Origin of the sequence: Candidatus Nitronereus thalassa, assembly GCF_032191465.1 — a bacterium.
Lineage (GTDB): Bacteria > Nitrospirota > Nitrospiria > Nitrospirales > UBA8639 > Nitronereus > Nitronereus thalassa.
Map to the genome: position 1 here is coordinate 90,321 of NZ_JAQOUE010000001.1, position 26,701 is coordinate 117,021.

General features: G+C 48.2%; 26 protein-coding genes and 3 tRNA genes. 13 read left to right on the top strand and 16 right to left on the bottom strand.

Features of this window, described 5'->3' with window-relative positions:
- Positions 1-69: 69 nt before the first annotated feature.
- Together PPG34_RS00425 and PPG34_RS00430 are read left to right on the top strand one after the other, a co-directional pair.
- Positions 70-519 (top strand): DUF2924 domain-containing protein, encoded by a 450-nt coding sequence (locus PPG34_RS00425; protein ID WP_313831152.1) that lies wholly within the window; start codon positions 70-72, stop codon positions 517-519.
- A gap of 12 nt (positions 520-531) precedes the next feature.
- Positions 532-2,229 (top strand): recombinase family protein, encoded by a 1,698-nt coding sequence (locus tag PPG34_RS00430; RefSeq protein WP_313831153.1) that lies wholly within the window; start codon positions 532-534, stop codon positions 2,227-2,229.
- Positions 2,230-2,512: 283 nt separating this feature from the next.
- Here the strand turns inward: PPG34_RS00430 and PPG34_RS00435 are convergent.
- From PPG34_RS00435 to serS, 3 genes are all read right to left on the bottom strand, one after another.
- Positions 2,513-2,600, bottom strand: a tRNA-Ser gene (locus tag PPG34_RS00435).
- 9 nt (positions 2,601-2,609) lie between these two features.
- The gene (locus PPG34_RS00440; protein WP_313831154.1) at positions 2,610-2,846 is read right to left on the bottom strand and encodes a hypothetical protein; all 237 of its coding nucleotides are present in this window, start codon (positions 2,844-2,846) and stop codon (positions 2,610-2,612) included.
- Positions 2,847-2,918: 72 nt separating this feature from the next.
- Positions 2,919-4,202 carry a serine--tRNA ligase gene (gene serS / locus PPG34_RS00445; protein WP_313831155.1) on the bottom strand — a complete coding sequence of 428 codons (1,284 nt, stop codon included), beginning with the start codon at positions 4,200-4,202 and terminating at the stop codon, positions 2,919-2,921.
- A 122-nt stretch (positions 4,203-4,324) separates the two neighbouring features.
- Here serS and PPG34_RS00450 point away from each other — a divergent pair, with 122 nt between their 5' ends.
- The 4 genes from PPG34_RS00450 to PPG34_RS00465 all read left to right on the top strand — a co-directional run bounded on the left by PPG34_RS00450 (position 4,325) and on the right by PPG34_RS00465 (position 5,985).
- A complete protein-coding gene (locus tag PPG34_RS00450) occupies positions 4,325-4,498 on the top strand; it encodes a hypothetical protein (RefSeq protein WP_313831156.1) in 174 nt (57 codons plus the stop codon).
- Positions 4,499-4,554: 56 nt separating this feature from the next.
- Positions 4,555-5,292 (top strand): ribonuclease PH, encoded by a 738-nt coding sequence (gene rph / locus PPG34_RS00455; RefSeq protein ID WP_313831157.1) that lies wholly within the window; start codon positions 4,555-4,557, stop codon positions 5,290-5,292.
- Between the two features lie 9 nt (positions 5,293-5,301).
- Positions 5,302-5,901 (top strand): XTP/dITP diphosphatase, encoded by a 600-nt coding sequence (locus tag PPG34_RS00460; protein WP_313831158.1) that lies wholly within the window; start codon positions 5,302-5,304, stop codon positions 5,899-5,901.
- 7 nt (positions 5,902-5,908) lie between these two features.
- Positions 5,909-5,985: transfer RNA gene (locus tag PPG34_RS00465), tRNA-Pro, on the top strand.
- Between the two features lie 111 nt (positions 5,986-6,096).
- Here the strand turns inward: PPG34_RS00465 and PPG34_RS00470 are convergent.
- On the bottom strand, positions 6,097-6,537 hold the full coding sequence (locus PPG34_RS00470) for a phage integrase SAM-like domain-containing protein (RefSeq protein WP_313831159.1): 441 nt from the start codon (positions 6,535-6,537) through the stop codon (positions 6,097-6,099).
- Positions 6,538-7,031: 494 nt separating this feature from the next.
- Between PPG34_RS00470 and PPG34_RS00475 the strand changes: the two genes are divergently transcribed.
- Positions 7,032-7,154: a hypothetical protein gene (locus tag PPG34_RS00475; RefSeq protein WP_313831160.1), complete on the top strand. Its 123-nt coding sequence runs from the start codon at positions 7,032-7,034 to the stop codon at positions 7,152-7,154.
- A gap of 534 nt (positions 7,155-7,688) precedes the next feature.
- Here PPG34_RS00475 and PPG34_RS00480 read toward each other — a convergent pair.
- Positions 7,689-8,984 (bottom strand): NAD(P)/FAD-dependent oxidoreductase, encoded by a 1,296-nt coding sequence (locus PPG34_RS00480; RefSeq protein ID WP_313831161.1) that lies wholly within the window; start codon positions 8,982-8,984, stop codon positions 7,689-7,691.
- Positions 8,985-9,316: 332 nt separating this feature from the next.
- Positions 9,317-9,586 carry a hypothetical protein gene (locus PPG34_RS00485; RefSeq protein ID WP_313831162.1) on the bottom strand — a complete coding sequence of 90 codons (270 nt, stop codon included), beginning with the start codon at positions 9,584-9,586 and terminating at the stop codon, positions 9,317-9,319.
- Between the two features lie 2 nt (positions 9,587-9,588).
- Here PPG34_RS00485 and PPG34_RS00490 point away from each other — a divergent pair.
- Both PPG34_RS00490 and PPG34_RS00495 read left to right on the top strand, forming a co-directional pair.
- Positions 9,589-9,665, top strand: a tRNA-Arg gene (locus PPG34_RS00490).
- A 457-nt stretch (positions 9,666-10,122) separates the two neighbouring features.
- Positions 10,123-12,360 carry an NADP-dependent isocitrate dehydrogenase gene (locus PPG34_RS00495; protein ID WP_313831163.1) on the top strand — a complete coding sequence of 746 codons (2,238 nt, stop codon included), beginning with the start codon at positions 10,123-10,125 and terminating at the stop codon, positions 12,358-12,360.
- Between the two features lie 170 nt (positions 12,361-12,530).
- On the opposite strand, the gene PPG34_RS00500 is transcribed toward PPG34_RS00495, so the two are convergent.
- Complete coding sequence (locus PPG34_RS00500) at positions 12,531-12,902, bottom strand: DUF427 domain-containing protein (RefSeq protein WP_313831164.1); 372 nt, start codon at positions 12,900-12,902, stop codon at positions 12,531-12,533.
- A 130-nt stretch (positions 12,903-13,032) separates the two neighbouring features.
- Between PPG34_RS00500 and PPG34_RS00505 the strand changes: the two genes are divergently transcribed.
- Positions 13,033-13,401 (top strand): DUF2784 domain-containing protein, encoded by a 369-nt coding sequence (locus PPG34_RS00505; RefSeq protein ID WP_313831165.1) that lies wholly within the window; start codon positions 13,033-13,035, stop codon positions 13,399-13,401.
- 74 nt (positions 13,402-13,475) lie between these two features.
- Here PPG34_RS00505 and ggt read toward each other — a convergent pair whose 3' ends face one another.
- Positions 13,476-15,389 carry a gamma-glutamyltransferase gene (gene ggt, locus PPG34_RS00510; RefSeq protein WP_313831166.1) on the bottom strand — a complete coding sequence of 638 codons (1,914 nt, stop codon included), beginning with the start codon at positions 15,387-15,389 and terminating at the stop codon, positions 13,476-13,478.
- Positions 15,390-15,575: 186 nt separating this feature from the next.
- On the opposite strand from ggt, the gene PPG34_RS00515 reads away from it, so the two are divergent.
- Positions 15,576-16,535 (top strand): OmpA family protein, encoded by a 960-nt coding sequence (locus PPG34_RS00515; RefSeq protein WP_313831167.1) that lies wholly within the window; start codon positions 15,576-15,578, stop codon positions 16,533-16,535.
- Positions 16,536-16,821: 286 nt separating this feature from the next.
- Here PPG34_RS00515 and PPG34_RS00520 read toward each other — a convergent pair whose 3' ends face one another.
- The 6 genes from PPG34_RS00520 to PPG34_RS00545 all read right to left on the bottom strand — a co-directional run bounded on the left by PPG34_RS00520 (position 16,822) and on the right by PPG34_RS00545 (position 22,309).
- Complete coding sequence (locus tag PPG34_RS00520) at positions 16,822-17,841, bottom strand: PIN/TRAM domain-containing protein (RefSeq protein WP_313831168.1); 1,020 nt, start codon at positions 17,839-17,841, stop codon at positions 16,822-16,824.
- A gap of 24 nt (positions 17,842-17,865) precedes the next feature.
- Positions 17,866-18,690: an HD-GYP domain-containing protein gene (locus tag PPG34_RS00525; protein ID WP_313831169.1), complete on the bottom strand. Its 825-nt coding sequence runs from the start codon at positions 18,688-18,690 to the stop codon at positions 17,866-17,868.
- A gap of 462 nt (positions 18,691-19,152) precedes the next feature.
- Positions 19,153-19,665 carry a hypothetical protein gene (locus tag PPG34_RS00530; protein ID WP_313831170.1) on the bottom strand — a complete coding sequence of 171 codons (513 nt, stop codon included), beginning with the start codon at positions 19,663-19,665 and terminating at the stop codon, positions 19,153-19,155.
- 7 nt (positions 19,666-19,672) lie between these two features.
- Positions 19,673-20,326 carry an FMN-binding protein gene (locus PPG34_RS00535; protein WP_313831171.1) on the bottom strand — a complete coding sequence of 218 codons (654 nt, stop codon included), beginning with the start codon at positions 20,324-20,326 and terminating at the stop codon, positions 19,673-19,675.
- 41 nt (positions 20,327-20,367) lie between these two features.
- Positions 20,368-20,841 (bottom strand): hypothetical protein, encoded by a 474-nt coding sequence (locus PPG34_RS00540; protein WP_313831172.1) that lies wholly within the window; start codon positions 20,839-20,841, stop codon positions 20,368-20,370.
- Between the two features lie 37 nt (positions 20,842-20,878).
- A complete protein-coding gene (locus PPG34_RS00545) occupies positions 20,879-22,309 on the bottom strand; it encodes a porin (protein WP_313831173.1) in 1,431 nt (476 codons plus the stop codon).
- A 659-nt stretch (positions 22,310-22,968) separates the two neighbouring features.
- Here PPG34_RS00545 and PPG34_RS00550 point away from each other — a divergent pair.
- Together PPG34_RS00550 and PPG34_RS00555 are read left to right on the top strand one after the other, a co-directional pair.
- Positions 22,969-23,559: a hypothetical protein gene (locus PPG34_RS00550; protein ID WP_313831174.1), complete on the top strand. Its 591-nt coding sequence runs from the start codon at positions 22,969-22,971 to the stop codon at positions 23,557-23,559.
- Positions 23,560-23,688: 129 nt separating this feature from the next.
- On the top strand, positions 23,689-24,606 hold the full coding sequence (locus PPG34_RS00555; RefSeq protein ID WP_313831175.1) for an FAD:protein FMN transferase: 918 nt from the start codon (positions 23,689-23,691) through the stop codon (positions 24,604-24,606).
- 78 nt (positions 24,607-24,684) lie between these two features.
- Here PPG34_RS00555 and PPG34_RS00560 read toward each other — a convergent pair whose 3' ends face one another.
- Together PPG34_RS00560 and PPG34_RS00565 are read right to left on the bottom strand one after the other, a co-directional pair.
- Positions 24,685-25,416: a Spy/CpxP family protein refolding chaperone gene (locus tag PPG34_RS00560; RefSeq protein ID WP_313831176.1), complete on the bottom strand. Its 732-nt coding sequence runs from the start codon at positions 25,414-25,416 to the stop codon at positions 24,685-24,687.
- A gap of 179 nt (positions 25,417-25,595) precedes the next feature.
- Entirely contained in the window at positions 25,596-26,669 is a 1,074-nt protein-coding gene (locus PPG34_RS00565) for an ABC transporter ATP-binding protein (protein WP_313831177.1), read from the bottom strand.
- Positions 26,670-26,701 lie beyond the last annotated feature (32 nt).

Genomic DNA, 26,701 nt, shown 5'->3' on the forward strand with positions numbered 1-26,701 from the left:
GAGGAAAAGGACTTGACTTCAGCTGCCTCAGCAAGCGTCCATGGGAGAGACTATCGGAGCTAGCTTGTTGTGCCATCTTCTCATCTTTCCATCGATTCGCTGTATCATAAGTCCACACCTGAACTGCTGCAGATCTGGACCAATGTGGTTGGCCCACCCCCGAGATGTACTAGTGCTCGAGAATTCCTGTTGCTGGGATTAGCCTGGCAACTGCAAGCTCAGCAATGTGGAGGACTGGTTCCTTCCGTGCAACGACGCTTGAAAACACTCCAGAAAAAAGTTCGTGCGAACGATTCAACCCACGTTCAGAACACGCCTTCCCGCTTTCAACCTGGAACTGTTTTAGTCAAGGAATGGCAAGGCCGACGCTATACCGTCATGGTGCAGGACCGCGGCTTTGCCTATAACGGCACAACGTATCAGAGTTTATCCGCCATCGCCCGATTGATTACGGGCACCCGCTGGAATGGTCCGGTCTTTTTCGGCTTACGGCAACCATCACAAAAGAAGACACAATAACTCTTCGCTGCCATGACCACACGCAACGCCAAACGGACGACTTCACAGAAGAGCGCCAAAGACCAAACCCATCGGAAACCGCCTCGTCTTTGGTGTGCGGTCTATACCCGAAAATCGTCGGAAGAAGGATTGGATCAAGCCTTCAACTCCCTTGATGCCCAACGGGAGGCGGGCGAAGCGTATGTGAAAAGTCAGGCCCCGGAAGGCTGGTGTCTTTGTACGACACGGTATGATGACGGGGGATATTCTGGCGGAACGCTTGAGCGACCGGGAGTCCAACACTTGCTCACGGATATCCAAGCCAAACGCATTCAGATTGTCGTGGTCTATAAAGTAGATCGCTTGACCCGGTCGTTACGGGACTTTGCCAAACTCGTGGATCTCTTTGATACCCATGGCGTCTCTTTTGCCTCGGTCACGCAGCCCGTGAATACCACCACCTCCACGGGTCGACTCATGCTGAACGTGCTCTTATCATTTGCACAGTTTGAGCGGGAAGTCACGGGAGAACGCATTCGTGACAAGGTCTTGGCCTCAAAGCAAAAAGGATTGTGGATGGGCGGGTTTCCGGCTTTGGGCTATGACATTCAGGAGCGAACGCTTGTGGTAAATGAAGCAGAAGCTGAGGTAGTTCGACATATTTATGAGAAGTATGTGGCCTTAGGGTCTGTGGGGGTATTGAGAAAAGAACTCGAGGCCAAAGGATATCGTTCGAAACGCTATCAATGTCGTGGAGGACAAATCGTCGGGGGAGGAACATTTTCTCGTGGGCATCTGTATCGGATACTTCAGAATCGTTTGTATCGGGGAGAAATCGAACACAAAGGACAGATCTATCCAGGTGCACATCACGCCATCATAGATGAGCGCTTGTGGGAGAAGACCCAGGCCTTGCTGGAAAGCCATCGTCAGGAGTTTCTCACTGATGCGCGGGTGGCTTCCCCATCATTGTTGAAGGGCTTGCTCTATGACGATGTCGGCAATCGGATGAGTCCGAGTCACGGACGCAAAGGGTCACGCCGCTATCATTATTATATAAGCCAGGCCGTACTGCAGTATCGAGAACATGAGGCGGGGAGTGTGGCTCGCTTGCCATCCCACGAGCTTGAGCAACTGGTAAACAATCAGGTGATCGGAACATTGACCAAGGAGGACGGTTCGCAAGAACTGGCGAAGCGACTTGTTCGCATGTCGGATCAGGAACAGTGCCAGGTGTTACGTCGGATTATTCAAAAAGTGGTGGTGAGTCGGAACAAGGTTCGTATCACGCTGAACCTCACCGGTGGACTGTCTCTGCTTGATCTGACACAGGACATTAACAATGAAGAGGATGCGCATCCTCTGCAATTAGAAGTGCCCTTTACACTCGTGCCGCGTGGAGGGAAGCACCACATTCTCGTCAACGGCTCAGGTGATGGTGTCAATGCCAAGCCGAATGCTGTCCTCGTCCGAGCAGTGGTTCGTGGCTATCACTGGCGGGAACAATTGCTCACGGGTTCGAACATTTCTCTCAAACAGTTCGCCAAAGAACAAGCGGTGAAGGCTCGGTACATGATGCGATTGCTCCGGGTCAGTTTTCTTGCGCCGGATATCATTGAGGCGATTCTCAATGGGACGCAACCCGTCACTATGACCTTGGAACGATTTCGCCGGCCCATTCCTCTCGATTGGGCCACACAACGCCAACTCTTTGGATTCCCTCCACGCTAATTCATCAAAATTCTCTCCTAGATGTTACTCAGGAATTCTCCGGTCCCTATTCTGAATAGGACGAAAGGCCGCAATCCATGCGCTTTTTCTCTCTGATGATCAGAAGCGAGGCTTGGAAGGACCGGGGAAATGGCCAGTAGAGATTTGGTGAATAAAGTGCTGGAATGAAGGACAGATTTGACGATGAGAGAGAAGGAAAATGTGTACGTGTCCCGACTAACGTTTGAAAATCTTAGGGAATTTTTGAAAGACCAGAGAACCCAGCAGTTTGCTGGTGACTAGCTGGCGGAGGGGGTGGGATTCGAACCCACGGTGGCTTGCACCACGCCGGTTTTCAAGACCGGTCTATTCGTCCACTCTAGCACCCCTCCGAGAAGATTCTATTGTGCTTGTTCTTCGATGAGAAACCAGCCTTTGCGTTTCATGCATACGTCAAATCCTGCTTGTCCTCCAAGTCCGGTAATGCCTTGGTCTACTTCGCATTCGGCTTGATCCCGTTCGAATTCCCCGGGTTGTGCGCCAGGCTTTGACCAAGAGGTTTGGATGGTCGGAAGGTTGCAAGCTGTCATTGTCAGGTAGCCTGTCACAATAATAATGAAGCCAATTGAGTGTTTCATGTTTTCACCCTGCTGCTTGTGTGAAAGAATTGCCAAAGGTTTCTAGTCGATTGGAAGTTTGGTAAGCCGCCCTTATTGAGTTTTGGGTCGTGTGATGAATTCAACTCCATACATATAAGGTTGAAGCGCTTTGGGAATTTTTACAGAACCATCTTCCTGTTGAAAGTTTTCTAAAATCGCCACTACGGTTCGTCCAAGCGCTACGCCAGAGCCATTTAAAGTATGAACGGGTTCAGGCTTTCCCCCCTTAGGCCGATAGCGAATATTTGCGCGTCGTGCTTGAAAGGCTTCGAAATTGCTGCATGAGGAAATTTCCCGATATTTCTCCTGTGAGGGTAACCACACTTCAAGGTCATAGGTTTTTGCGGCAGAGAATCCCATGTCTCCGCTACACAAGGTCACCACTCGATAGGGTAACTCCAGGGATTGCAGGATGGATTCCGCCGAATTGGTGATGCGTTCGAGTTCGGTATACGAATGATCGGGATGGCTGAACGCGACAAGCTCCACTTTATTAAACTGGTGCATCCGAATGAGACCACGTGTGTCTTGGCCATAAGAACCGGCTTCGCGACGAAAGCAGGGTGTATGAGCGACATGCCGGATAGGTAGAGCCGTGTCTTCCAAGATTTCGTCCCGATACATATTCGTCACGGGGACTTCAGCCGTGGGAATGAGAAAAAAATCATCGTCTTTAAGTTGAAAAAGGTCCGTTTCAAATTTTGGAAGTTGCCCGGTTCCCGTCATGGAGGCCCGATTCACAAGGTAGGGAGGCAAGACTTCCGAATAGCCATGAGCTTGGATGTGGACATCCAGCATAAAGGTGGCCAACGCTCGTTCGAGTTGGGCACCCAGACCCATGGCAATGGAAAAACGTGCGCCGGCGATTTTCGTGGCTCGTTCAAAGTCTAAAATGCCAAGGGATTCCCCGAGTTCCCAATGCGGTTTGGGTTGAAAGGAAAAGGTTGGTATCTCGCCCCACCGCCGAGTTTCAACGTTCTCGCTGGCCTGGGTGCCTTGAGGCACCGTAAAATGCGGGATATTGGGAATTCGAAGCGCGATATCTTCGAGTTGCTCCTCGAGGGTGCGGAGCTGTTCTTCCTGTTTTTTAATGCTGTCTCCAACCGCTCGCATGGAGGCCATGGCATCTTCTGCAGGTTGTTTGGCTCGTTTGAGCTTGGCTACTTCTTCAGAGCCCTTTTTCAGTTGGTGTCGGAGGGCTTCAACCTGGGAAATCATTTCGCCTCGGTTGTAGAGTAATTTCTCCAGTTCCGGCCAGGGCACATCCTGTCCCCGGGGGGCGAGTTGTTCTTGAATGGAATCGAATTGGTCTCTGAGGGTGCGAAGATCGTACATAGGGCTCGTACTCAAGTCATTGAAATTGCGGTTGAAATTTAACACTTGTCACTAGGCCAGTCAATGGAACGCGAGCGAGAATTGACTTGCGAGTCCAAGAGTATTTCACATAGGCTCTGAGCATGCCATATGTGTTTCCCTATGAAAACGTATTTATGGGAGGGATAGCGATCTTGATCGTGGCGTTACTGATTTTTCGTGTGAAGTTGGCACGACAGCAGCGACGTCGAACGGATGGGGAACGCTCGGTGAGTCCTTCCACTGAAATGGACAAAGACTCCTTCCCGCTGGTTTGATCTTTGTTTCTTTCAGCCACTATAATCGGCCTCTTTTTGAGCAGGGAGTGAACTACATGAATGGGGCTGAAAAATTACAACGGACAGATGGGCGACGACGAGATGAAATTCGACCGGTAAACGTGGTGCGACCATTCATCAAATATGCAGATGGATCGGTCCTCATGGAAATGGGTGATACCAAAGTCATTTGTACGGCTTCCATTGAAGAGAAGGTGCCTCCATTTTTACGGGATAAAGGAAAAGGCTGGGTGACGGCTGAATATGCGATGTTGCCCCGTGCCACGCATGAGCGAACCCAACGCGAAGCCTCTCGTGGGAAACAGGGTGGCCGCACTTTAGAAATTCAGCGGCTGGTGGGGCGAGCGCTTCGCGCCGTGACGGATATGAGCGCCATGGGAGAACGCACGATTTGGATTGACTGTGATGTGATTCAAGCGGACGGAGGGACGCGGACCGCCTCGATTACTGGAGCCTTTATCGCGTTGGCTGATGCGTTTGCCAAACTGATCGATCAACAAAAGTTAAAGAAAATCCCATTGACTGATTACCTGGCCGCTGTAAGTGTTGGAAAAGTTGGTGGGGAGTCCATGGTGGACCTCTGTTACGAAGAAGATTCAATGGCTGAGGTAGACATGAATCTTGTCATGACCGGGCAAGGCCGGTTGGTCGAAGTGCAAGGAACGGCCGAACGGGGTACATTTGGTAAGCATGAGCTTGATGATTTTATGGCCTTGGGGTGGGATGGGATTCAACGATTGGTCAAAATGCAAAAAGAACTGGTGACGGTGTAGGCTCGACCGGTGTTGGAATTAGTACTCGCCACAGGAAATCGCGATAAGCAAAAAGAAATGGTGGCGTTGTTAAGTGATTTACCGATTACCATTCGTACCCTTAATGAGTTTGAGCCTGTGCCACCAATTATTGAAGATGGAGAAACCTGCGAAGCCAATGCCATGAAAAAGGCGACGATAATTGCCAACCATACAGGCTGCTTGGCATTAGCCGATGACACCGGGCTGGAAGTCGAGGCCCTTGGGGGTCGGCCAGGTGTCTATGCCGCACGATATGCCGGTGAGGATGCGACGTACGAAGATAATTGTCGTAAATTGTTAAAAGAAATGGCTGGAGTGCCGGTAGAAAAACGGAGTGCGCGGTTTGTCACCGTGGTTGCGATCGCAGACCCGTCGTCTTCCGTACAAGTGGTGGAAGGGGAACTGAACGGCATGATTGCCGAAGCCCGTTCTGGCAATGACGGGTTTGGGTATGATCCAGTATTTCTGGTTCCCGAGTTTGGAAAAACCTTGGCCCAGATGACACTTGAAGAAAAGAATCAAATCAGTCATCGTGGACGAGCATTGGTTAAAGCCAAGGCGGTGCTTCACCAGAAAATCCAACAATAAATAGAGTCGGGGCGTAGCGCAGCCCGGTAGCGCGCCTGCTTTGGGAGCAGGATGTCGGAGGTTCAAATCCTCTCGCCCCGACCAATCTTTTCAACCACTTACGTCTCCCCACTCACGGCCTCTTTTCCCTTTGTCCCGGTTTTAGTCAAGGTTGGGATCCAATCCCTGACCTTCTGACTCTCCTCAGTTGCCGCATTATCCGGTTCCGTCTTGTGTTTCCCAAAACGGCCCACCCCTTCCACGGTCTCTGCTGACTTTTGTCAGCTTCACGCGAATAAAAGGATTTCGGTCCAGTTTCCCATCGCGAACTGCGAGGTTCAGCACATGCCGCATGAATTTCATGTCGTGGACAATGGTTTGAGCCGAATACCGTTTCCGTTTTCCATCCCCATTCGTTTGCCCATACTCATGGGTAACCAACCTCTGTTTGGCCTCATCCAGCAGGGCAGGGGTGATATGGTGCAACTGTTTACCTTTCAATCGGATTTTCCGCCATTTTCCATACAGCTGTTCATCCCGAATGGTTTTTATGGTCTTGCCCGAGGATGGGAGGGGCGCCAGATACTGGTCGATGGTGTTTTCCATCGTTTCCCCTTGGCCCGTCTGATACCGTTCAGGGAAAAACCGTCCGCCCATTTGTTCTTGTTTCGCCTCTCATAGAAATCCCGGGCCTGGGTTTTTGTTTTAAACGACCAGAAATTGCGTTCTTTTCCTTCGTGGTACAGGCGGACACCCCAACCAAATATTTTCCCCTCCTTGTTTTTAATAGGTTTCAGACCCCGATCAAGTCTTCCTTTACGAGCCGCTGTGATGACCCCCTTTGGTGGGCAGTTCTTTTGAAAGCCCGCGTTCTAACAAGGTCCGAATGTAGCCGCTGGCGGTATACCCTTGTGTTTGCAAACCATCCAATTTCGGTTTCAATGATTTAGGCAATCAAATCATCAGTTATTCCACACAGATCACCCCTTTTCGACCTAAAATCACTTAGATATCAAAACGGTCATCTGATAGTACACTAATTAAGCATATTCTTGATGCTATGAGATGATAGTGCTAGGCTATCTTGCCTGGCACGAGAATCAGCAGAAAGTACAGGCGCCTGGAACTTTCGGGATATTCCGAGAGGGTTGATGGCCAAAGTTAAGATGGCGGCCGCTTATGAGCGAAAGACGGTCAAACGATTTTTGATGGATTTAGCAAGGGAGCGCATTCGGGAATTGGAGAAGCGGGGGATTGTGCCGAAGGGGAAATGAGTCCCCTCAGAAAGGATATGGAATATTGCCCACAAACTGCTTTCGGACTACTTTTTTTGTGCTTCTAGGTTGTACTTATGAGGGATAGTTATGGAAGCGCTAGGATAACAGCAGCTAACTCTTAACTAGCGGATCACAGGTTCAATCCCTTTACGACCCACCATCTTTTTCATTCTGTCCCTTCCTTAAATTCGTCCCCATTGAAACACTTGCATTTTTAGATACCGCAAAGTTGGATAACTTTGTTGACCATAAGGCCACCACCCATTCTAACGACACCCACCATCACAGGCAATTGTACGACAACGCCCCGAAGGATGAATTTTCAGAAGGGACTAAGTGATTGATAGGGGATAAAGCACACGGTCCGCATAGTGACTCCCACCCCGTATTTTTGCACGCGGGTTTCGAGGAATAGGAATTTTAAACGGCCTTTTTGACTGGACGGCAAAGTACCAAATAACTCGGTGAAGGGTCATTCCGTAGGAATAAAGTTAACTGCCAGAAGCTGAAGTTGCTTCGAATCCGGGCCTGCTACGATGACTCGGAGAGTACCTCTTCGAGATCGTCGATCGGGATGTCCGTTAATGCCCCCTTGAACGAATGGTGCTCCGATTTCTCGACCTGTTCGATGAAACTCCGCATCGCCTGCAGCACGGGGACTTCCTCTCGATTATAAACTTCGCCCTGAAGCAGCTGGAGTACCTGCAGGCGGTGTCTCTTCGAGCTGATGAAGTATGTGAACAACGGTAGAAGCTTGTAGTAGAGACGAATAAACTCGTACCACACTTCGGTTCCGGTTCGGAGTTTGGTTTCGTAAGGCTTGAGAAACGCCTGGCTGAAGTCGTCTTCCTTGAAGGCCGCGCGCAACTGCTCTGAAGCGAACTTCGCACTGGACAAAGCCACACTGACGCCGGACGAAAAAATCGGATCGACGAATCGCGCCGCATCGCCAATCAACAACCAACCATTACCGACGAAATCCGTCATGCTGTAGCTGTAATCGCCCTCGGATTTGTATTCGTTTACGCGCCTCGCGTTGCGCATCGCGTGCGCGAGATTGCCGTTAGTTTGTACATGCGTTTCGAAGTATTTATCGATGTCCATCCGGGATTCCCGAAACACTTCGCGCTCGGTGACGACGCCCACCGAGGTAATCCTGTCGTCGATGGGAATCTGCCACACCCAGCCCCGCTCCACGGGAAGAAAATAGATGTGGATGTGTTCTTTATCCTCCGCAGTGCCTCGGTCCAGTCCCTCGTACCATGCGTGAACGGCGTATTGATTAAAAATAGGGTCCTTCTTCATCAGCTTCAACTGGTGGCCTATGAGCGTCTTCCGACCTGTCGCATCCACGACGAACTTGCAAGGTAGATCGACTTCCTTACCGTCGATATTCACTTTCACTCCGCAGGCTTTGCCATTCTCCATAAGGACTTCCCTGGCATGTACGCCCTGGATGACCTTACTACCGAGGCCCTCCGCATGCTTCAACATGAGCATGTCGAATTTCGCGCGGTCGACGTGATACGTATAATCCTGGTCGACGCCCTCCTGCGGAAATTCGCTGAACAGAATCGAGAACGTGTTCTTCGCCGCAGGCGCGTGCCAGCTTGCCCCGTACTTTTTTACGAAGCCTTCGCGCTCCATCGTCTCAAGAAAACCAATTTCTTTGAAGATTCGCGTCGTCGACGTAACCAGAGATTCGCCCACATGAGGCCGAGGATGAAACGCGCCTTCAATGATCGTGTTGCTGATCCCTGCCATCGAGAGATAAGATCCCATCGTCGAGCCCGCAGGGCCACCGCCAATAATAATTACGTCGCTCATTTGACTCTCCCACCGGAAGGACTAGATTCGACACTTTCCAAGCGAATAATCCGACCGTACCTTATCACCAACATAAGTAAACTGCATTATCACCAACATAAGTATACTGCATTGTCACCAACATAAGTATACTGCATCTTGCGTAGAAAGCTACTTAGTCAATGTCATACAAGAATTGAATAACATTGACTAAGTTAGGGTTCCTAATGGGGGAAGTGGAAGGCGGGGGCGGCCAGGGTACCGCCCCCCCAAGTAGTTCATGAGGCTACCCGTTACCTTACTACGTGTTAGACTCTGCGTAGTTCAGTTCCGGTTTTTGGCACGGTTGGAATTTAAAAACCACGATTTTTGTCACGGTCACGCAATGCTATAACAGTTAACGCAGATTCACAAGGAACAACGAAACGCCTTGCTGGATGCGGATTTTGTATGGTATCGTGTGGCACCGTGTTGACTGGTGTTGCAAAAAGCAATGAACTTTGGGAGCAGGATGTCGGAGGTTCAAATCCTCTCGCCCCGACCATTTTCAATGTTCCTATCTCCATGTCGGGCTTAATCATGAATGCTCGAATCATACCTATTACCATTTCCTTCTTCTTCATGAGCGCCCGTAGCTCAGTCGGATAGAGCATCAGCCTTCTAAGCTGAGGGTCGTAGGTTCGATTCCTACCGGGCGCGCCAATAGGTCAGGTGTTAAACAACGAAAAAATGGTTTGAAAGTAAAAGATAGCCTGGTTTTTGTTGTGCTGTCTAAGAGTTGTGGGAGGGGCAACTCCTTGATTTTTTGTAATAAACTGGACCGAACTCATCTCCTATCCCAAAGTTTTTATCCTGCCAAATGGAGCTTTCGTTCCTCAGTTTTTAGGCCTTTTCGCTCTGATAGAAGGTGGGCCTTTCGATTGATTGCGGGAAGGAAAAAATCTCCCTAGAATGCCGGGTTGCGCGTTTGGAATGGTCTGATTTTTGACCCAGGCGGATTCCTTACATCTCGGCTTTGATCCTTTCCAAAGAAGAGAGGTTGTCAAAGTTTTATAGCCGGGAAGCGGAATATAGGGTTGGGGATATACGGATTATGATGAGTTTTTTAAAAAAAGTTATTCACTAGGTTTCGTTAATATTTATTGAAGGGGGAATCGTTATGTCCGCAGAACCGGATATCATTTACACCAAAGTTGATGAAGCGCCTGAGTTGGCGAGTGGATCGTTTCTACCAATCATTCAATCCTTTGCCAAAACAGCCGGGGTAAACGTCGGTACCAAGGATATTTCCCTCGCTGGCCGGATCATTGCCCAATTCCCAGAACGATTGAAGCCGGAACAACGGCAGCCTGATGACCTGGCGCTATTGGGGGAAATCGTGATGACGCCGGAATCTAATGTCATTAAACTTCCAAATATCAGTGCCTCAATCCCGCAAATCAAGGGTGCGGTGGCTGAGTTGCAATCACAGGGGTATGACATCCCAGATTATCCCGAGGACCCCAAGACGGAGGAAGAAAAAGCTATTAAAGCGAAATTCGACAAAGTAAAGGGAAGTGCGGTGAACCCGGTCTTACGACAAGGCAATTCGGATCGACGGGCATCCGTGTCAGTCAAAAATTATGCCCAAAAGAATCCCCACCGGATGGGTAAGTGGACCAAGGATTCAAAAACGCATGTTGCCTCTATGGCCAACGGGGATTTTTTTGGAAACGAAAAATCCGCCACGATTACGGATCAAACTGCGGGCGCAGGCAAAATTGAATTCGTCGGTGCAGACGGCAAGGCCACCTTATTGAAAGATAAGTTGAAAATGGAGAAGGGTGATGTTGTCGATGCGACGAAAATGAGTGCGAACGCCCTACGCCAATTTTTTAAGGACCAAGTCGAGGATGCCAAGAAACATCAGGATGTGTTGTTCTCTTTGCATATGAAGGCCACCATGATGAAGGTGTCCGATCCCATTATCTTTGGGCATTGCGTGGAAGTATTTTTTGAAGATGTGTTTAAGAAGCATGCCAAGACGTTTGCCGAACTTGGCATAAATGCTAGAAATGGACTGGGTGATGTCTATGCCAAGATCGGCAAGCTACCCGAAGCGCAGCAAAGTGAGATCAAAGCTGATATTGACGCGGCGATTAAAAATGGTCCGACCCTCGCCATGGTGGATTCCGACAAAGGCATTACCAATCTTCATGTGCCGAGTGATGTGATTATCGATGCGTCCATGGCTGCAGCACTTCGTACCTCTGGGAAAATGTGGGGGCCGGATGGCAAGGAACATGATATGAAGGCCATCATTCCCGATCGGAGCTACGCCGGGATTTACCAAGCCGTGGTGGACTTCTGCCGGGAAAATGGCGAATTCAATCCTTCGACCATGGGCAGTGTGCCCAATGTAGGTTTGATGGCGCAGGCAGCTGAAGAATACGGCTCCCATGATAAAACCTTCGAAGCTCCTAGCAATGGCACTATTCGCCTTGTTGATGGTAAGGGCAATGTTCTTATTGAGCATCCGGTTGAGGCTGGTGATATCTGGCGAAGTGCCCGTACCACAGATATTGCCATTAAAGACTGGGTCAAGCTTGCGGTCAATCGAGCAAGGTTGTCCAACACCCCAGTGGTATTCTGGCTGAATAAGAATCGGGCCCATGATGCGCAACTTATCGAAAAAGTGAATACCTATTTAAAGGATCATGATACCAAGGGGTTGGATATTCAAATTATGGCACCGGTGGATGCCATGAAGCACTCGCTGAAGCGGGCCAAAGACGGCAAAGATACGATTTCCGCGACGGGTAATGTGCTGCGGGATTACCTCACTGACCTCTTCCCGATTTTGGAATTGGGAACAAGCGCAAAAATGCTCTCCATTGTGCCGCTCATCAATGGTGGAGGATTGTTTGAAACCGGAGCCGGTGGTTCGGCACCAAAACATGTACAGCAGTTCGTCAAAGAAGGGCATTTACGGTGGGATTCTTTAGGGGAATTTTTAGCCCTGTCGGAATCCTTTGCTCATCTCGGGCGATTTAAGAAGAATAAGAAAGCGCAAATGCTAGCAGAGACCCTGGATCGGGCGACGGGTAAGCTGATGGAAAATAATAATTCACCAGGGCGGGTGCTCGGGGAATTAGACAACGCCGGAAGCCATGTCTATGAAGCCATGTATTGGGCGAAAGAACTCGCCGCCCAAACGGAGGATGCTGAGCTCAAAAAGAAGTTTGAGCCCGTGGCCAAAGAGCTGGAAGGCAACCTCGACAAAATTCTCGAAGAACTGAAATCGGCGAAAGGTAAGCCAGTGGATATCGGGGGCTACTACCATCCTGATCCGGAAAAAGTCAAAGCCGGCATGCGCCCGAGCGCCACTTTGAACAAAATTTTGGCGACGTTGGGCTAAGCTAGAGTTTTAAATTTAGAATTGTACAAACGAGCCCTGGCAACCTGTGTTGTCAGGGCTCGTTTGCTTGGAATTGAGTTCTCTCGCATTTTCTCTGATAGAGTGCATTCTTCCACTGAGAGGCCATACTGTTTTTGTAGTTAAACGCCAGAAGCCATTGGATCGCTGTTTTATTCTTCTTGGTGGCAATCTGTAATGCTGTCCATTTTTTCAGGGTAAAAGCTCAAGTAATTTTTGATGAGTGCGACTGAATCAATTGGAGCTTCATAGGTCCAGACAGCATCCTTTGCGGTGCTTCCCTTCACATTCACAGAATAATAGGATGCGTCTCCCTTGAACGGGCAATGGGTGGAATGGGTCGTTCGTTCAAGGTGGGACATTTGTACGTCTTCTCGGGGAATATAGATGGCCGGGGGCAAGGGGCCTTCCTTGAGAATGAACGCCCGTGTAGTATCGGCGATCACTGTTCCGTTAAACGTGACGGTTATGCGATGATGTGTTTTCTCAATGGAAATGGCATGGGCGTGACCGGGTGCACTCATGAGACTGGTCCTTTCATGAAATGTCTAAAACCTATCATAGGAAAATTTGTAATCGTTTATGGGGTTATTGGTCAAACCTTGGTTTTAAAATTTATTCGAGAACCTCCCCTCTGGATTTTGTGAGTAAGGCATGAACCTTGGATTCTCCATTGTAGCGGATCTTCTTGTCCTTCTCCATTTTTCCTTTGTTTTCTTTGTGATGTTTGGAGGGCTTTTCGTCTTACAGTGGAGGTGGATGATGTGGATTCATCTGCCTGCCGTTTTGTGGGGTGCATTGATCGAGTTTGCTGGTTGGGTCTGTCCACTGACGCCTCTCGAAAACTGGTTTCGAGAGAATGCAGGAAGCACAGGGTATTCATCAGGTTTCATTGAGCATTATGTAATGCCGGTGCTGTATCCTTCCGGGTTGACTCGTGAAATCCAGATTGCTCTAGGAGTGTTTGTTATTGTTGTCAATGCCGGATTCTATGGGTGGGTCCTCCGTCGTCACAAGCGATGATGAGGAAGAGAAAAAAAGGTGCCAACAAAGAGGGAGGCCAAGTCGTTGGAGTGACAAACCTGGCTGAAATAACTTCAGAATAAAGGTGGAGAAGATGGCTGTTGTGATAATGAAATGGCCCTGCCTCCGCGTCGTTGGTCGGCAGCCCCGTATTGTGTCCCACTCGATTCGTCGATGACCACAGCTTGCACGGCTCCAATTTTCTGCTGGGCTTTTTTGTCAATGTTGTGTCCTAAGGCCTGTAATTGATTCGCGAAAACAGGATTAAATTGTCCTTCCAAAATAAGAGATCCATTCGCACTGGTTTGAGAAAGTCGGGGAGCATCGATGGCCTCTTGGATGGACATGTGATGATCTATTAAGTTGATGGTGACATTCACCACGGAATTAATAATGGTTGGACCGCCTGGTGAGCCGTATGCGGTGATCGGTGTGTTTTCTTGAAAAACAATAGTCGGAGCCATGCTGCTTCGTGGTCGTTTACCTGGTGCAACATCGTTGGCGCCGGGATTGAAATCCTGTTGGTCGGTATTCAGTGTTGGAACAAGGTTAAAGTCGGTAAGCTCGTTGTTGAGCAAAAATCCGTACCCGGGCACCATGAGTCCCGTTCCCCAGAGAGATTCAATGGTATTCGTATAGGTCACGATGTTGCCAACATGGTCGATGATGGTGAAGTGGGTGGTGTGCAGTCCTTCATGCACTGGCGGTGGACTTTCCTGAATTTTCAGAATGTGGTTTCCCTGAGAAGTGGCAAACGTAAGAGGATTTCCCGCAGTGATTGTCGGTTGTCGCTTTTCTGGATTAATCCTTCCTGACCGTGAAGTGATGTATTTCGGATGCAATAATCCCTCGATGGGAACGGGAACGACATCTCCATCCCCCATCCAAACCGCACGATCCGCAAACCCTAGGCGCATGGCCTCTAGTAGCACATGAAATGTGCGAGCAGATTCATTGCCAAACCCTTGGGTCTTGTCCCCCAAAGGAAATCGTTCGAGGAGCTTGAGTATGTAGAGAAGCGTCAGGCCTCCGGAAGAGGGCGGAGGGGCGGAGGCGATTCGGTATTTCCGATACATGCCTTCAACGGGTTTCCGAATGACTGGCCGATAGTTTCGCAGATCTTGTGTGGTCATACGGCCCTGTAGCTTTTTCTGATTTGCTGGATTGGAAGTAGTCCGAGCGTGGCGTTGTGTGGCGACAATGGCCTTTGCCATCTCGTCGGTATAAAAGGTGTCGACTCCGTGCTGGGCGATGAAGCGAAAGGTGTTGGCTAAATCCGATTGCACGAGCATATCATTTTGTTTCAAGGGAATTCCTTTTGGGGCAAACACCTTTCGAGCTTCTTCGAACGCCGCGTTGCCTGGTTCGTGTGCCAGGCGACCATTTTTCAGGCCCATGTGAATATCCTCAGCGAGGTGGTGGCTGATGCGAAAGCCTTCCGACGCCAACTGTATGGCAGGTGCCAGGGCTTGGGCTAACGACATGGTGCCCCATTTTTCAAGGGCCAAGGCAATTCCTCGAACCATTCCAGGAACGCCAACCGAGATGCCACTGGTGGATGCCACTGCAAAAGAAAATGGATGGCCCTTGATATCTAAAAACATATTTGGGTCGGCTAAGGCTGGCGCGGTCTCGCGGGAATCAATCACCAGGGTTTCTTTGGTTTTGGCCAGATACACCATCATAAACCCACCACCGCCGATTCCCGAGTTCTGTGGCTCCACAACATTAAGGGCAAAGGCCACGGCCGCGGCCGCATCAATCGCATTGCCTCCTTGGCGAAGAATGGTGGCTCCCACTTTGGTGGCTTCCTCTTCACTCGTGGACACGACTCCTCCATGGACGCCTGGAACCCCAATGGAATGATCGTGGACTCTGGCCTCAACGCTACTGCTGCCTAAGACCGAAATCGTTATTAGAAGATAAAAGACGGACAGCCGTGGTGCCCTGGACTTTTTTACTCGAAATGAAAACCGCGTTGTGGTCATGGTGGGGTCCTCTAGAACATCTAAGTCATTCCTGCTATAGTGTTTTACCTACGCATGAAGCAGTAGTCAAAAATTCTCATAGTCCTCGCAGAAAGAATCTGGCAGGACCATTTTACATCATGAAAAAGAAGTCCCGTGTGGTTCGAGCCATCGGAAAATCTTTTTCCACGGAAGGAGGGAGATTCTATGGAAACGCGTGCTTATCTGAAGGTCTTGGTGTTAGGGCTACTTTGTATGAGCGTCTTTGTGACTGGTTGTTCACGGCAGCTGTATACCGCCATGGTCAGTAGTGACAAGGGGTTAAATGGAAAATTAGCTAGCCTCTCATCTCCAGGCTTGGCCAATCAAGGCCTTGATGGTGCCCAATCTCACGGGGTCGGCAGCGATGTATTAGGAGCCGCTGCAAATTCCCGTCAATCACCGGTCTCAGCAAGGAAGAAGGGAGAGATTCCTTTGTCTCAAGAATTAGGCAAGACTCAAGGGGAACTTGCCAATAGCAACTCGGAGAAAGGCCACCCCAGAAACGATCTTCATGCCAGGAATTCTGATGGCTTGACTTCCAATGATTTGACAAATGCAGGAAGCGCACCAACATCAGGTTTTGGAGAGCGCGGTGCTGATTCCCGTATCGAAAGTAGTCAGGAATTTTCTGCTCCTTTGGAGGACATAACGCCTTTGCAGGACAAGAAATTTTTGACTGAAATGGCGGCAGCTTCAGCAACTGGAGAGTTTCCCTTAGATACTCATGGTGGGACTTCTTCTCACGGAAAGGGGAGTGAGTTCATGCCTTTGGGGGATGAACTCTTTGTACAGGGGACATTGGGAGATGTCTTTTTCGATTATGATGCGGCTTCGATCAGATCAGATGCTGCACCGGTTCTCCAAACGAATGCTCAGCTGCTAAAATCACGGTTTGAAAATCGTCAAATCATCATCGAAGGTCATGCGGATGAGCGAGGGACGGTGGAATATAATTTGGTACTCGGTGAGCGTCGCGCACAATCGTCTAAACAATATCTCGTAGATTTGGGTGTTTCGCCATCAGATATTCAAACCATCAGTTATGGAAAGGAAAAACCCTTTTGCCATACTTCCAATCCTGACTGCTGGAAACTCAATCGCCGTGGGCATTTTGTGCTGCAATAATTTTGATGTTGTCGCGGTCGCAACAACCAGTTTCTTTAAAAGAAGCATAAAAATTTCCGGAGATTAATCGTGTTCGTGGAGTCCATCAAGGGTGGCGGTGCTCCCACCCTTGATGCATCCATAAGGGACAATTTGAATTCTCTTGCAACGCTTGCATTTAATTTCAATGCCACTGTCCAATCGTTTCAATAGCAATTGACCACATGGACAACGTGTTTCCGGAATGAAGGGTTCTGTCTTGAGCGGCGCCATGTTCAAGGGCTCCAATCCTGAAGGTGAATGGTGTTTACCCGAAACTGGCCTGAAGTCTTCTGGTGTTTTCACCGACGCTGGAAAAAATCATGCGTCCTGCGCTGGTCTGAATCACACTCGTGACCACAACCTCGACATATTTTCCAATCCATCGTTTCGCGTGATCGACAACAACCATTGTCCCATCATCCAAATGGGCCACCCCTTGGCCAGCTTCTTTACCTTCCCGTAATAAAAAGACTCGTAATGATTCACCTGGGATTACGACAGGTCGAATTGCCTTTGAGACATCATTGGCATTCAGGACTTGTATCCCTTGCAGCGAGGCGACTTTGTTGAGATTCATATCCGTGGTGATAAGTTTGGCCTCGAGTTGCTTCGCTAGGGCCACCAATTTCGAATCGACATCCGGGATTTGAGGAAAATCATCATGAACAATATTGACATCAATGGACTCCGTGTTTTGTATGGTGTGCAGAATATCCAGCCCTCGTTTGCCGCGAAGACGTTTATGGGTATCTGCGGAATCTGAGATGCGGTGAAGTTCAAAAAGAATGAATTGGGGCACGATTAATGGTCCTTCCAGAAATCCTGTCTGGCATAAATCGGCAATTCGCCCATCGATTATGGCGCTCGTATCTAAAATTTTTGGTTTTGGAATTTGGGTTGGTGGGACTGTTGGTTTTTGCCCTTGTTTCAGGAAGGGCATTTGACTTATCCGGAAGCCAAAAGTGGTTCCCAGGTAACAAAATCCAAAAAGCGACACAAAGGTCAATATTTGTGTCACATCTGGGGAGTGAATGAAAATGTGTTGACTGACCAAGCTGGTGAGGCCACACAGGATCAGGCCGAATGAAAAACCAACCAAACTTCCTACCGTTTCGACCGGTTTGATGGGAAAGACTTTGTATTCAAGCCAAATTAGGACGAGGCTTGCGCAGAACATCAATCCTGCTCCGAAAAGGCCGTCAAGAAACGATCCTGTTCCGAATTTTAATCCGAGTGCCACCCCAGCAAATATGCTTCCGATGATAAAGAGACTGTGAAAAACCATCTGGTGTTTCCTTTCTTTTCTATGTCAATAGGCCATGACAGATTTACTGAACAGAGATTGGGTTACCTCAAGAATATTCCTGAGGTGAGGATCAGCACAGGATTTGTAGGGGATCTCTGGGGTGGCGGTATTCTTGTGAAGGATCAGAAAAATTATATGGGTTTTCATTGAGGAACGATGATGTCCTTTCCCAGACCAAAATTTTTGAGGTATATCCTGGAAGGAAAAAGATGGCTCCCATTGGGAATAGTTATCGATAAGGACCTGAACTAGCATGGGGTCAAAACGAGTTCCTGCCAATGTCCGGAGTATGCGAACCAATGTGTCAATTTGCTCAGTTATGGGTTGGTCGTGTTGAGTGAGTAATTGGTCTACGGTATCGGCTATGGAGAGAATTCTTGCTCCCAGAGGAATCATGGAACCTCGCATTCCCAATGGAAGGCCGTGGCCATCCCAACGTTCATGATGCAGGGCAACAAGTTTGGAAATCTCCTTTAGTCCAGGCCATGCGGATAGGATATCGGCGCCTGCTTGTGGACTACATTCTGTCATGAGGTAATCTCCAATCATTGAATACCCATGTTGGTAAACAATCTCATTTGGGAGAGAAAGTTTTCCGAGATCATGGAGCAAGGCTGCATAACATATATCTGAAAGGTCATCGCTTGGTAGATTCAAAGCTTGGCCTAGGAGTAGGGAATAAAGGGCCGTCCGCTTTCCATGTTCAACGAGCGAAGGATCATGGCGTCTCATGGCTTCCACAAAATGCCTAATGGTGTGGCTTTTAAGACTTTGGTTGTGTTCCAAAAGGCGTAATGCTGGGATTGTATTTTTGTGAAGTTTGGACATTGTGGTTCTCCTATTATTTTAATGGGTAGTTTTTTTGTGAATAAAAATGATACTGATTATGATTATCAATTGCATTTAAATTTGTCAATAGTTTTTTAAACTTTTGATATGTGTAGGGAGATCAGGGAAATTAAATGGAATGATTCTGACCGAAAAAATAAAAGAAAGGGTTTTAGAGGTGGAAAAAATGAATTGTTTTATGATGTTGGGAAGATGTCCGTTTCCATTTTTAAGTTGATTTGCACCAACCAAATCCAAATAAATTTTTGAGAATATTTGGGGGCCGGGAGGCTATTCAGGAGTTAATAGCCTCCCGGGGAAAGAAGGGGGAGTCCCGAATGGTACACCGCGCTCCCTTCCTGAAAAAAAAGAGCCCAAGATTGACAAGCATTCTTGGGCTCTGGACTGAGGGTCTCTGGCCTTACAAGGCTGATGATGAAGTATATTTAACTCTTTGGGTCTTTATTTTGGATCACCTCGCATCATAAAGGGATGATTGAGAACCCACATTTCATACATGGGGATGGCAAACATCACCAGAAAACTTATCAGCATAAGGAAATCACCGGTCAACATAGTTATTACAAAGAGAGGCGAAACATAGGTGATTAAAAAGGGAGATATCAAATCCAAAGTGACGCCAAGGAACGAAGCCCAGGTGGTCACGATTTTTATGGTCGGGCTCGCCATCGTGAGGTACAACACATGGACCAAGATCATGAATACAACGGGCATGGTGAATAGGTGAAAATGTGCGGTTTCGGCTAGGTGGCCAAAAGTCATGGGCTCACCAAAGTTTGCATCAGAACCTCGATAATGTTGGGCAATGCCCTTTGGGGTCAACTCGGTCATGTCATGTGCCCATACGAAAGTAAATACAAACCCAACTAACATTAAAAGTAGGAACCATGTGTACACCAATCGAATTTGTTTGTCGGTGTCACGAAGCCGAAATCGAGTATTGAAATTCCGCATTCCACACTTACAGTCCTAAGATGGATTCAAAAAACCCTTTTTCACTTTTGCCAGCAGCAACGATTTCAGTGCCGAGGCCACGTGGCTTTAAATAGAATTCATTGACGAGGACTAATACGCGCTTAACTCCAGCACTTGATGACCGAACCGACATGGTGGCCCCGGTAATATTGATAATATCTCGATTGATTCGAATGGGGTCATTCACATCCTTTCCTTCATACTGAAAGTTAAAACGCTTGGTGGCGATTTCGTTGCCTCGTGCCTCTCGATATACGAGAACCTCAAAATTCATACATTCGCCCGAAGGATCAACGCCCACCATGTAGGTAATGGGGCGATGTTTGCCAATGGTGTTTTGCACCATGGCATAACCATCAATTTTTCCCTTCGTTTCTCCAATATAGACATCGAAAGAGGTTTCAGGAAATTTCCAGCCTATGGTTTGCTCAACCATAGTTTTTTGCGCAGGCGTTAAGGTTAAAACTTCTTTTCGAATCTTTTCAGACTCCGGAAACATGACCTTGGCGGCTTCTTCTTCGGTAAAATAAATTTCCAAATGACCTAGTTCTTCAGCGTTAAGCCAGCGCTTGAGCTCATGGTCCCAGATTTTTTCCTGAGGAGGTTCCTCAGCAAAGCCAGTAGACGAAGATAGCACCATGCAAAGACCGTAGATGGTAGAAATTTTGAAGAATGTGTTAATTAGCTGAGAATAGCGCATCCCTTGGCCCTCAATTGATTAGATATTCTATTAGATAGCCGTTGTTCCTCTTCTGCAATCGGTGGAATTCGCCTCCATGGATTAGATTGAGACTGGACGCCCATCGAGGAAAAGAATTCTCTATTTTGCTGCACTGCGATAAGGATTCCGTTGGATTGGGTAGAGATGTTTATAAAAAACTTAGCTCGCTCTTGATTAGAATCGCGCGCAAAGCTTTCAAAGAGAGAAAACCCTGATTTCGTCTTGGATGCTAAGCCTATCCACTCAGTTTCGATGAGACCATTTTCTTGGTCAATTCGTCTGAGTTCAAATTCATCAACACTCGCTAGGGCCACCGACCAGGTCTGATCGAACGAACATGAGGTGGTGACCTTGGGGGTGTTAAACATACCTACGCACCCCAAGGTCACCAAAAACACGCTGAGAAATAATATGTTCACGTAATCTTTTCGCATAAAGATTCTTTCTCAGCTTTTCGGCAATCCTCGTCGTTTAGAAATATGTGGCAGCCCCGAATTGCCAACCATTATTCGAAGCCGCACTTCTTGAATCAGAGATGGCTTCGTCATTAATCGTGTAGGCGAATTTGATGACGGAATCCTCAACAGGTCTGAAATTGACACCGAACGTCACGCGCTTTAAGTCGTTGGTATTGTTGCTGACATTAGCGTTGGTATCCGCTTCGCCATAACGAACAATCGCGGTAAAGGTGGAGCCCTGAGAGAAGTGAGTGGGCGCCATCTTTTGGAGAAATTCTGGCATGAAATGGTAATTGCCCTGGACATAGAATCCTTCCATCCTAGCAGGGGGAAGACCGGAGGAGGCCAACGTGTTCCCTCCCTCAATGTTCACCCATGCGGCTTCTCCCTGGATTTCGAATGGGCCACGCTGAAGGTTTCCATCCACGGCGAGGATGGTCAAATAATTGTTGTCCGCGTCATCCCACGTTCCATGGTGAATGGAGCCTGCGACTTCGACACCAAGAATGGGACTGACAGCAATGCGGGAGACAATCGCTTTGTTATCATTATTGTCCGTCTGGAGACTCCCTCTAATTGACCGTAGGCCATTGGCCGCGGTGAAAACAGATGAAGTCGCGCGGGAAACAATGCCCGTCATTGCCGCTACCGTGTCTGTTGTTGTGGTGTCGCTTCCATCGAATCCTTGCGTGATGTAAAATTCATAGTCAACTTTGGAGAGGCGAGTTGGATAAAAGGTTCCATAAAGCCCAAGCCCCGATTCGGCAAAAGTTGATGGAATAATCAAACGACTAACCATGGGTCTCAGAGGAAGGTCGTTCAATGGTGTGTCATGGATCAAGTTAAACCGACCCATCGGGACCAGAAGAATGCCTCCACGAAGGTTGATCCAGTCTTCAATCCGATAGTCCATGGTGGCGAATTCAATTTTGACATCTCCATCCCCTTGATTGCCTTGTGGCCCACCATGTTCAATCTCTAATTCCACAGCCACACTGACACGGTCAGTGACCTGTGAATAGAAAAACGGCACAAAACGTTCTTGATCGAATTCAAGGCCATCGCGACAATCTCGGGCCGCTCCCGCGCAGTCGGTGACGATGAAATCGATGTAACCACCGACGATAGTCTTGGGGGCTTTGACAAAGGGTTTCGCGTAAATGGTTCGACCACCCTGCAGGCCACTTCCACCCGTGAATGTATCCCCAAACCGTTGTACTTGTTGCTTGGTATCACCCAAGGCAGGCATTTGTTCTGAAAGATCAAGAGTTGGTGGATCAATTTGGGTCATCCCTCCGCCTCGTAGATTGTCTTGAATCATTTTTCGAATCTGTTCACGTTGAGCAGGAGTGAATTCTTCAAATTCATCCCCGTCGGCCCAAACATTTGCTTGGGGTACAATCATGAGAGCCATCATCGCCCCCGCGATCAACAATCGTTTCATTGAACGACCTCCATCAATTGTTGTTGGGGACTCTAGTTTGGTCCTCGAAGTCACTAAAGGGACTCTTGTGGTCCTCAGATTAAATTGAGTGTTCTAGCGTATTGTGAAAACCTCTTTGTTATTAATATTTGACATGAAAAAAACGGCTGTATTGTCACGGCCTCTTGCTAGGGTTCTAATTTTCGCAAGTCGATATGCTCACTTCATGATCCTTGATGCGATCATAGGGAATGGAGACAATCCGTTTACAGCGTTTGCATTTCAGTTCAAGATTATCTCCCCGAATTTTTGCGATAAGATGCCCGCATTCACATCTAGCCTCGCTACGCTTCGGTGCGGGTTTAGGTAGAACGCTTTTGCCTTCGAAGGTCATGGAAAATAACGAGATTCAGATGATTCTTGAATATCTAGTAAAAATAAGTATGATATTTGTTTTCATCAATATTGATTTTGATAACTATTATTAATATAAAATTTCACGGGGCCGTGTCAATATCACGCACAAAAAGAGTATGAGCTTCCTAAGTCTTTGATTTATTGTCATAAGTCGAGAGGGAGGGACGCTAAATAGCCATCCACTGTCATATCTGTTAGAAATATTTATATACTTTTTCCGATGACGAGGCATGGTTGAGCGACATTGAGGGTAGGAAGATCTCATGAGCATAAATGTTGTATTGACGCTGTCTAGCCTTTTTCTCGTACTTGTCATAGGCGGATGTACGAAAGTCGTAGATCCGAATTTTGCTCAAGATCAAGATGCTAATGAATTGGTGTTTGGATACATTCAGGTCGAGACTGACGGTTCCAATCCGCGTGGATATCCTACCCATGTCAGATTTATTGCAATGACTGAAACAACAACAAGGGAAAGATTCAGGGTGGATGTGCGCTCAGATTCCGATGTATTTTCCCTCAGGTTGCCGGTGGGCACGTACAGCGTTGACCGTGTGCAATTTAATGAAGGTCCATTTATGTATGAATCTCATGTCCAATTAGAATTTCATGTGCCTGAAGGGAAGGCGGTGTATTTAGGAGTCTGGCAGTTTGATGTAGAGACGCCGCGCACTATTCGGCATATGCGTATTCAGGTTGCTGAAGGCGATCAAGAGTTACCGATGCTATTTTCTGCGAATCTTGTGACAGACTCTACGCCAATTACTACAGTCTTACCGAAGCCAGAGGTGTTTGAAACTCGTGTGTTTACGGTTGCCCCTTATCCAAAAATCAAATATTTCTATCGTCAATAACCCGCAAAGGTTCCAATGAGATACTTTTCGCCGAGAGCATTAATATTTACATGGAGTTTGTGTGTTTTTGCGACATTTTTAGGGACGATCGTATGTGCGACATCTCCCCATTTGGTCAAACGTGGCCAAATGCATATGGGCACCCTTGTCTTTCTCACGGCAGTGGCACCGGAGGAAAAGGTGGCGCATGCCGCTGTCCAAGCCGGGTTTTCGGAAATTCACCGCTTAGAGGAAATCCTGAGTACTTGGATTCCTGAAAGCGAACTTTCCCAAGTCAATGCCAGTGCTGGGCGAAGCGCGGTTGCCGTTAGTCCTGAGACCATTGAGATCTTGAGCAAATCTTTGGAAATGGATCGTTTGACTGATGGTGGATTTAACATTGCCATTGGTCCTGCTGTCGAAGCCTGGAATGTGAGTCGAGAAGGTCGGATTCCGTCACAGGAAGAGTTAGAGGCCCTTCGACCTTTAATGAATCTAAAGAATCTTCAAATTGATCGAGAATCTGGAAACGTGTTTCTTCGTGTCGCGGGAATGCGCGTAGATATTGGCGGGATTGGTAAGGGGTATGCTGCGGATCTTGCCGCTCGCGTGATGAAGCAATCCGGCGCTACCGCAGGTGTGGTAGCCATTTCTGGAGATATTAAAACGTTTGGTCGGATGCCGGATGGTGAACGGTTTGTGTTTGGTATTCAACATCCTCGACAGGAAGGAAAGTTATTGGGGCAGCTGGAACTTGAAGATGAGGCCGTGTCTACAGCCGGGGATTATCAACGATATTTTATGAAGGACGGTATTCGATATCATCACATTCTTGATCCCAATACTCTGCAACCCGCCCGGTTATCGCAGAGTGTGACCGTTGTGGCTAAAGAAGGGGTTCTGGCTGATGGTTTAGATACTGGAATTTTCGTGATGGGACCGGACAAAGGACTGGCGCTCATTGAGAGCCTAAATGGAGTTGAAGGTATTATTGTGGGAATTGACGGAAATGTGTTGATTTCTTCGGGTTTGAAAGGACGATTGCGTTCAATAAACTCTAAGCCTTGATAATGTTTAAGGGGCATATAAATGAAAAAAGGGGCCAGGATCGGCCCCTTTTTTATTGCATGGGTTTCAGTTTGGAAATTAGTAATTGCCTTTGTCTTTTCCAGCTCGGGAATACCCGCTGGCGTGGGCAGGGTTTCCGCCATGAGATTTGATGCGCTCATGAATTTTTTCCATCCGCGACTGTTGTTCTTCTGACAACACGCCCTTGGCATCGCGTTTGGCTTTAATGGATGCCATGAACAGGTCCGCTTTTAAGGCATGAACATTTTTCAGGTCTCGCTCGATGTCGGACAAGTTGGCGTGATCATCCCGGAGTAATTCATGCAGGTCAATATTCGCTAGTTGGACGGTGGCTTTCATCTTGACGCGTTCTTTTTTGTAATTCGTTTTGATGTTGCGAAGTTTTTGTTCTTGTTCATCGGTGAGGCTCATCCCCTCTTTGAATTTCAAAATATGATCAATGAATTCAATAGCGCTTTGATGGGCGCCGGGATGGGTTGAGCCCTGTCCTCCATGACCCATCGTTGGATGTGCGCTGCTATGCCCCGTCATTCCTTTGCCATGGTGGAAGTCTTCCGTGCTGGGGTAACCTTTGGAATGGTGTTTATCCCCATGAATGCTCGCTTCCATATGGGTTGAGCCATGGATGGAATGATGGGCGCCGGAATAACCGGAACTGCCATGTGGAGATTTATGGATCGAGCTGTGTGGATCATTGGCCCAGGCTGGGCCTGCGAGGGCAATAACCAATAGGCTACTAAGTGAACACATGGTCAACGAGGAAGGTGTTGTGACTCCAGTGAACTTCATGATCGAGTCCTCCTTGTTATTCAAGTAAGTAAGTGAATGAGAGAGTAGTCATTGTTGTATTGAGGGTCCTTAGGGAAACGCTTATTTGTATTATAAATCTCTGAGCGCGAAGAAGCGAATGCTTTACTTTTTCCATTATAGCCTCAATCGTGGTAATTCCAAGCCGAAATGGAGATTTTTTAGGAATCCTGAGCCCGATCGAAAAGGACGATATGAGGAACCACAATTTTGAGGGCGACCTGAGTGCCAACCGCATGAATTTGAGTCGAAGATTCGCTTGAGTGAATGAGGCGTCCCGACTTGAGGCGTATCCCGTATAGATTCTCGGATCCCCGAAATTGGCGTGTTTCAATCCGGGCTCCGGTACTCTCGGCTCCACAAATTTTAATGTCATCCGGTCGGATCATCACGTCGACGTGCTCGGAACCCTGATAATGGTTGGGAAGAGGCAGGTGGCCAAGTTCCGTAACCACATAATGTTCATGAATTTCCCCGGGAATGAAATCCGCCTGGCCAACAAATTCTGCCACAAAGCGGGAGTTCGGCAAATGATAAATGGTTTCTGGTGAAGCAAATTGTTCAAGTCGCCCTTGGTGTAACACCGCGACCTTATCGGCCATGGTAAATGCTTCTTCATGATCATGGGTGACTAAGACAGCGGTGGTTTGAGTGTTCTTCAGGACTTGGTGGAGTTCCCCACGCATCTTGTAAGTCATATCCGGGTCAAGATTGCTGAACGGTTCATCCAATAAAAGGAGGACCGGTTGCGGGGCAAGAGCTCGAGCCAGCGCTACTCGTTGTTGTTGTCCTCCGGAGAGTTCGTGGGGATAACGTCGCCCGAAATCCGATAACCCTGTCAGAGAGAGCATCTCTTCGACGCGCCGCCGCCGATTCTCCGCGGCCAATTGGTTTAGTCCAAACCCGACATTATCGTTCACGCAAAGGTGAGGAAATAGCGCGTAATCTTGAAATACCATTCCGACCCGCCGTTGCTCGGGAGGCACGTGATGGTTGCCGTCGGCCACCATTTTCCCATCTAAGCGCACAGAGCCTTCGAGCACCGATTCAAAGCCCGCGATTGCCCTTAGTGTCGTGGTTTTCCCGCAACCGGAAGGCCCCAACAAGCAAATGATATCCCCTTTCTGCACGGCAAAAGAAATGTCCTGAACCGCTGGACGGCCTGGTTCATACGAGCAGGTGACTTTATGGAGTTCAAGAACGATTGGTGGGCTGGCTGTGGGTGTGGTCGTCATGGAGAAATCGTCATAGGGGATGCGTCACGCGT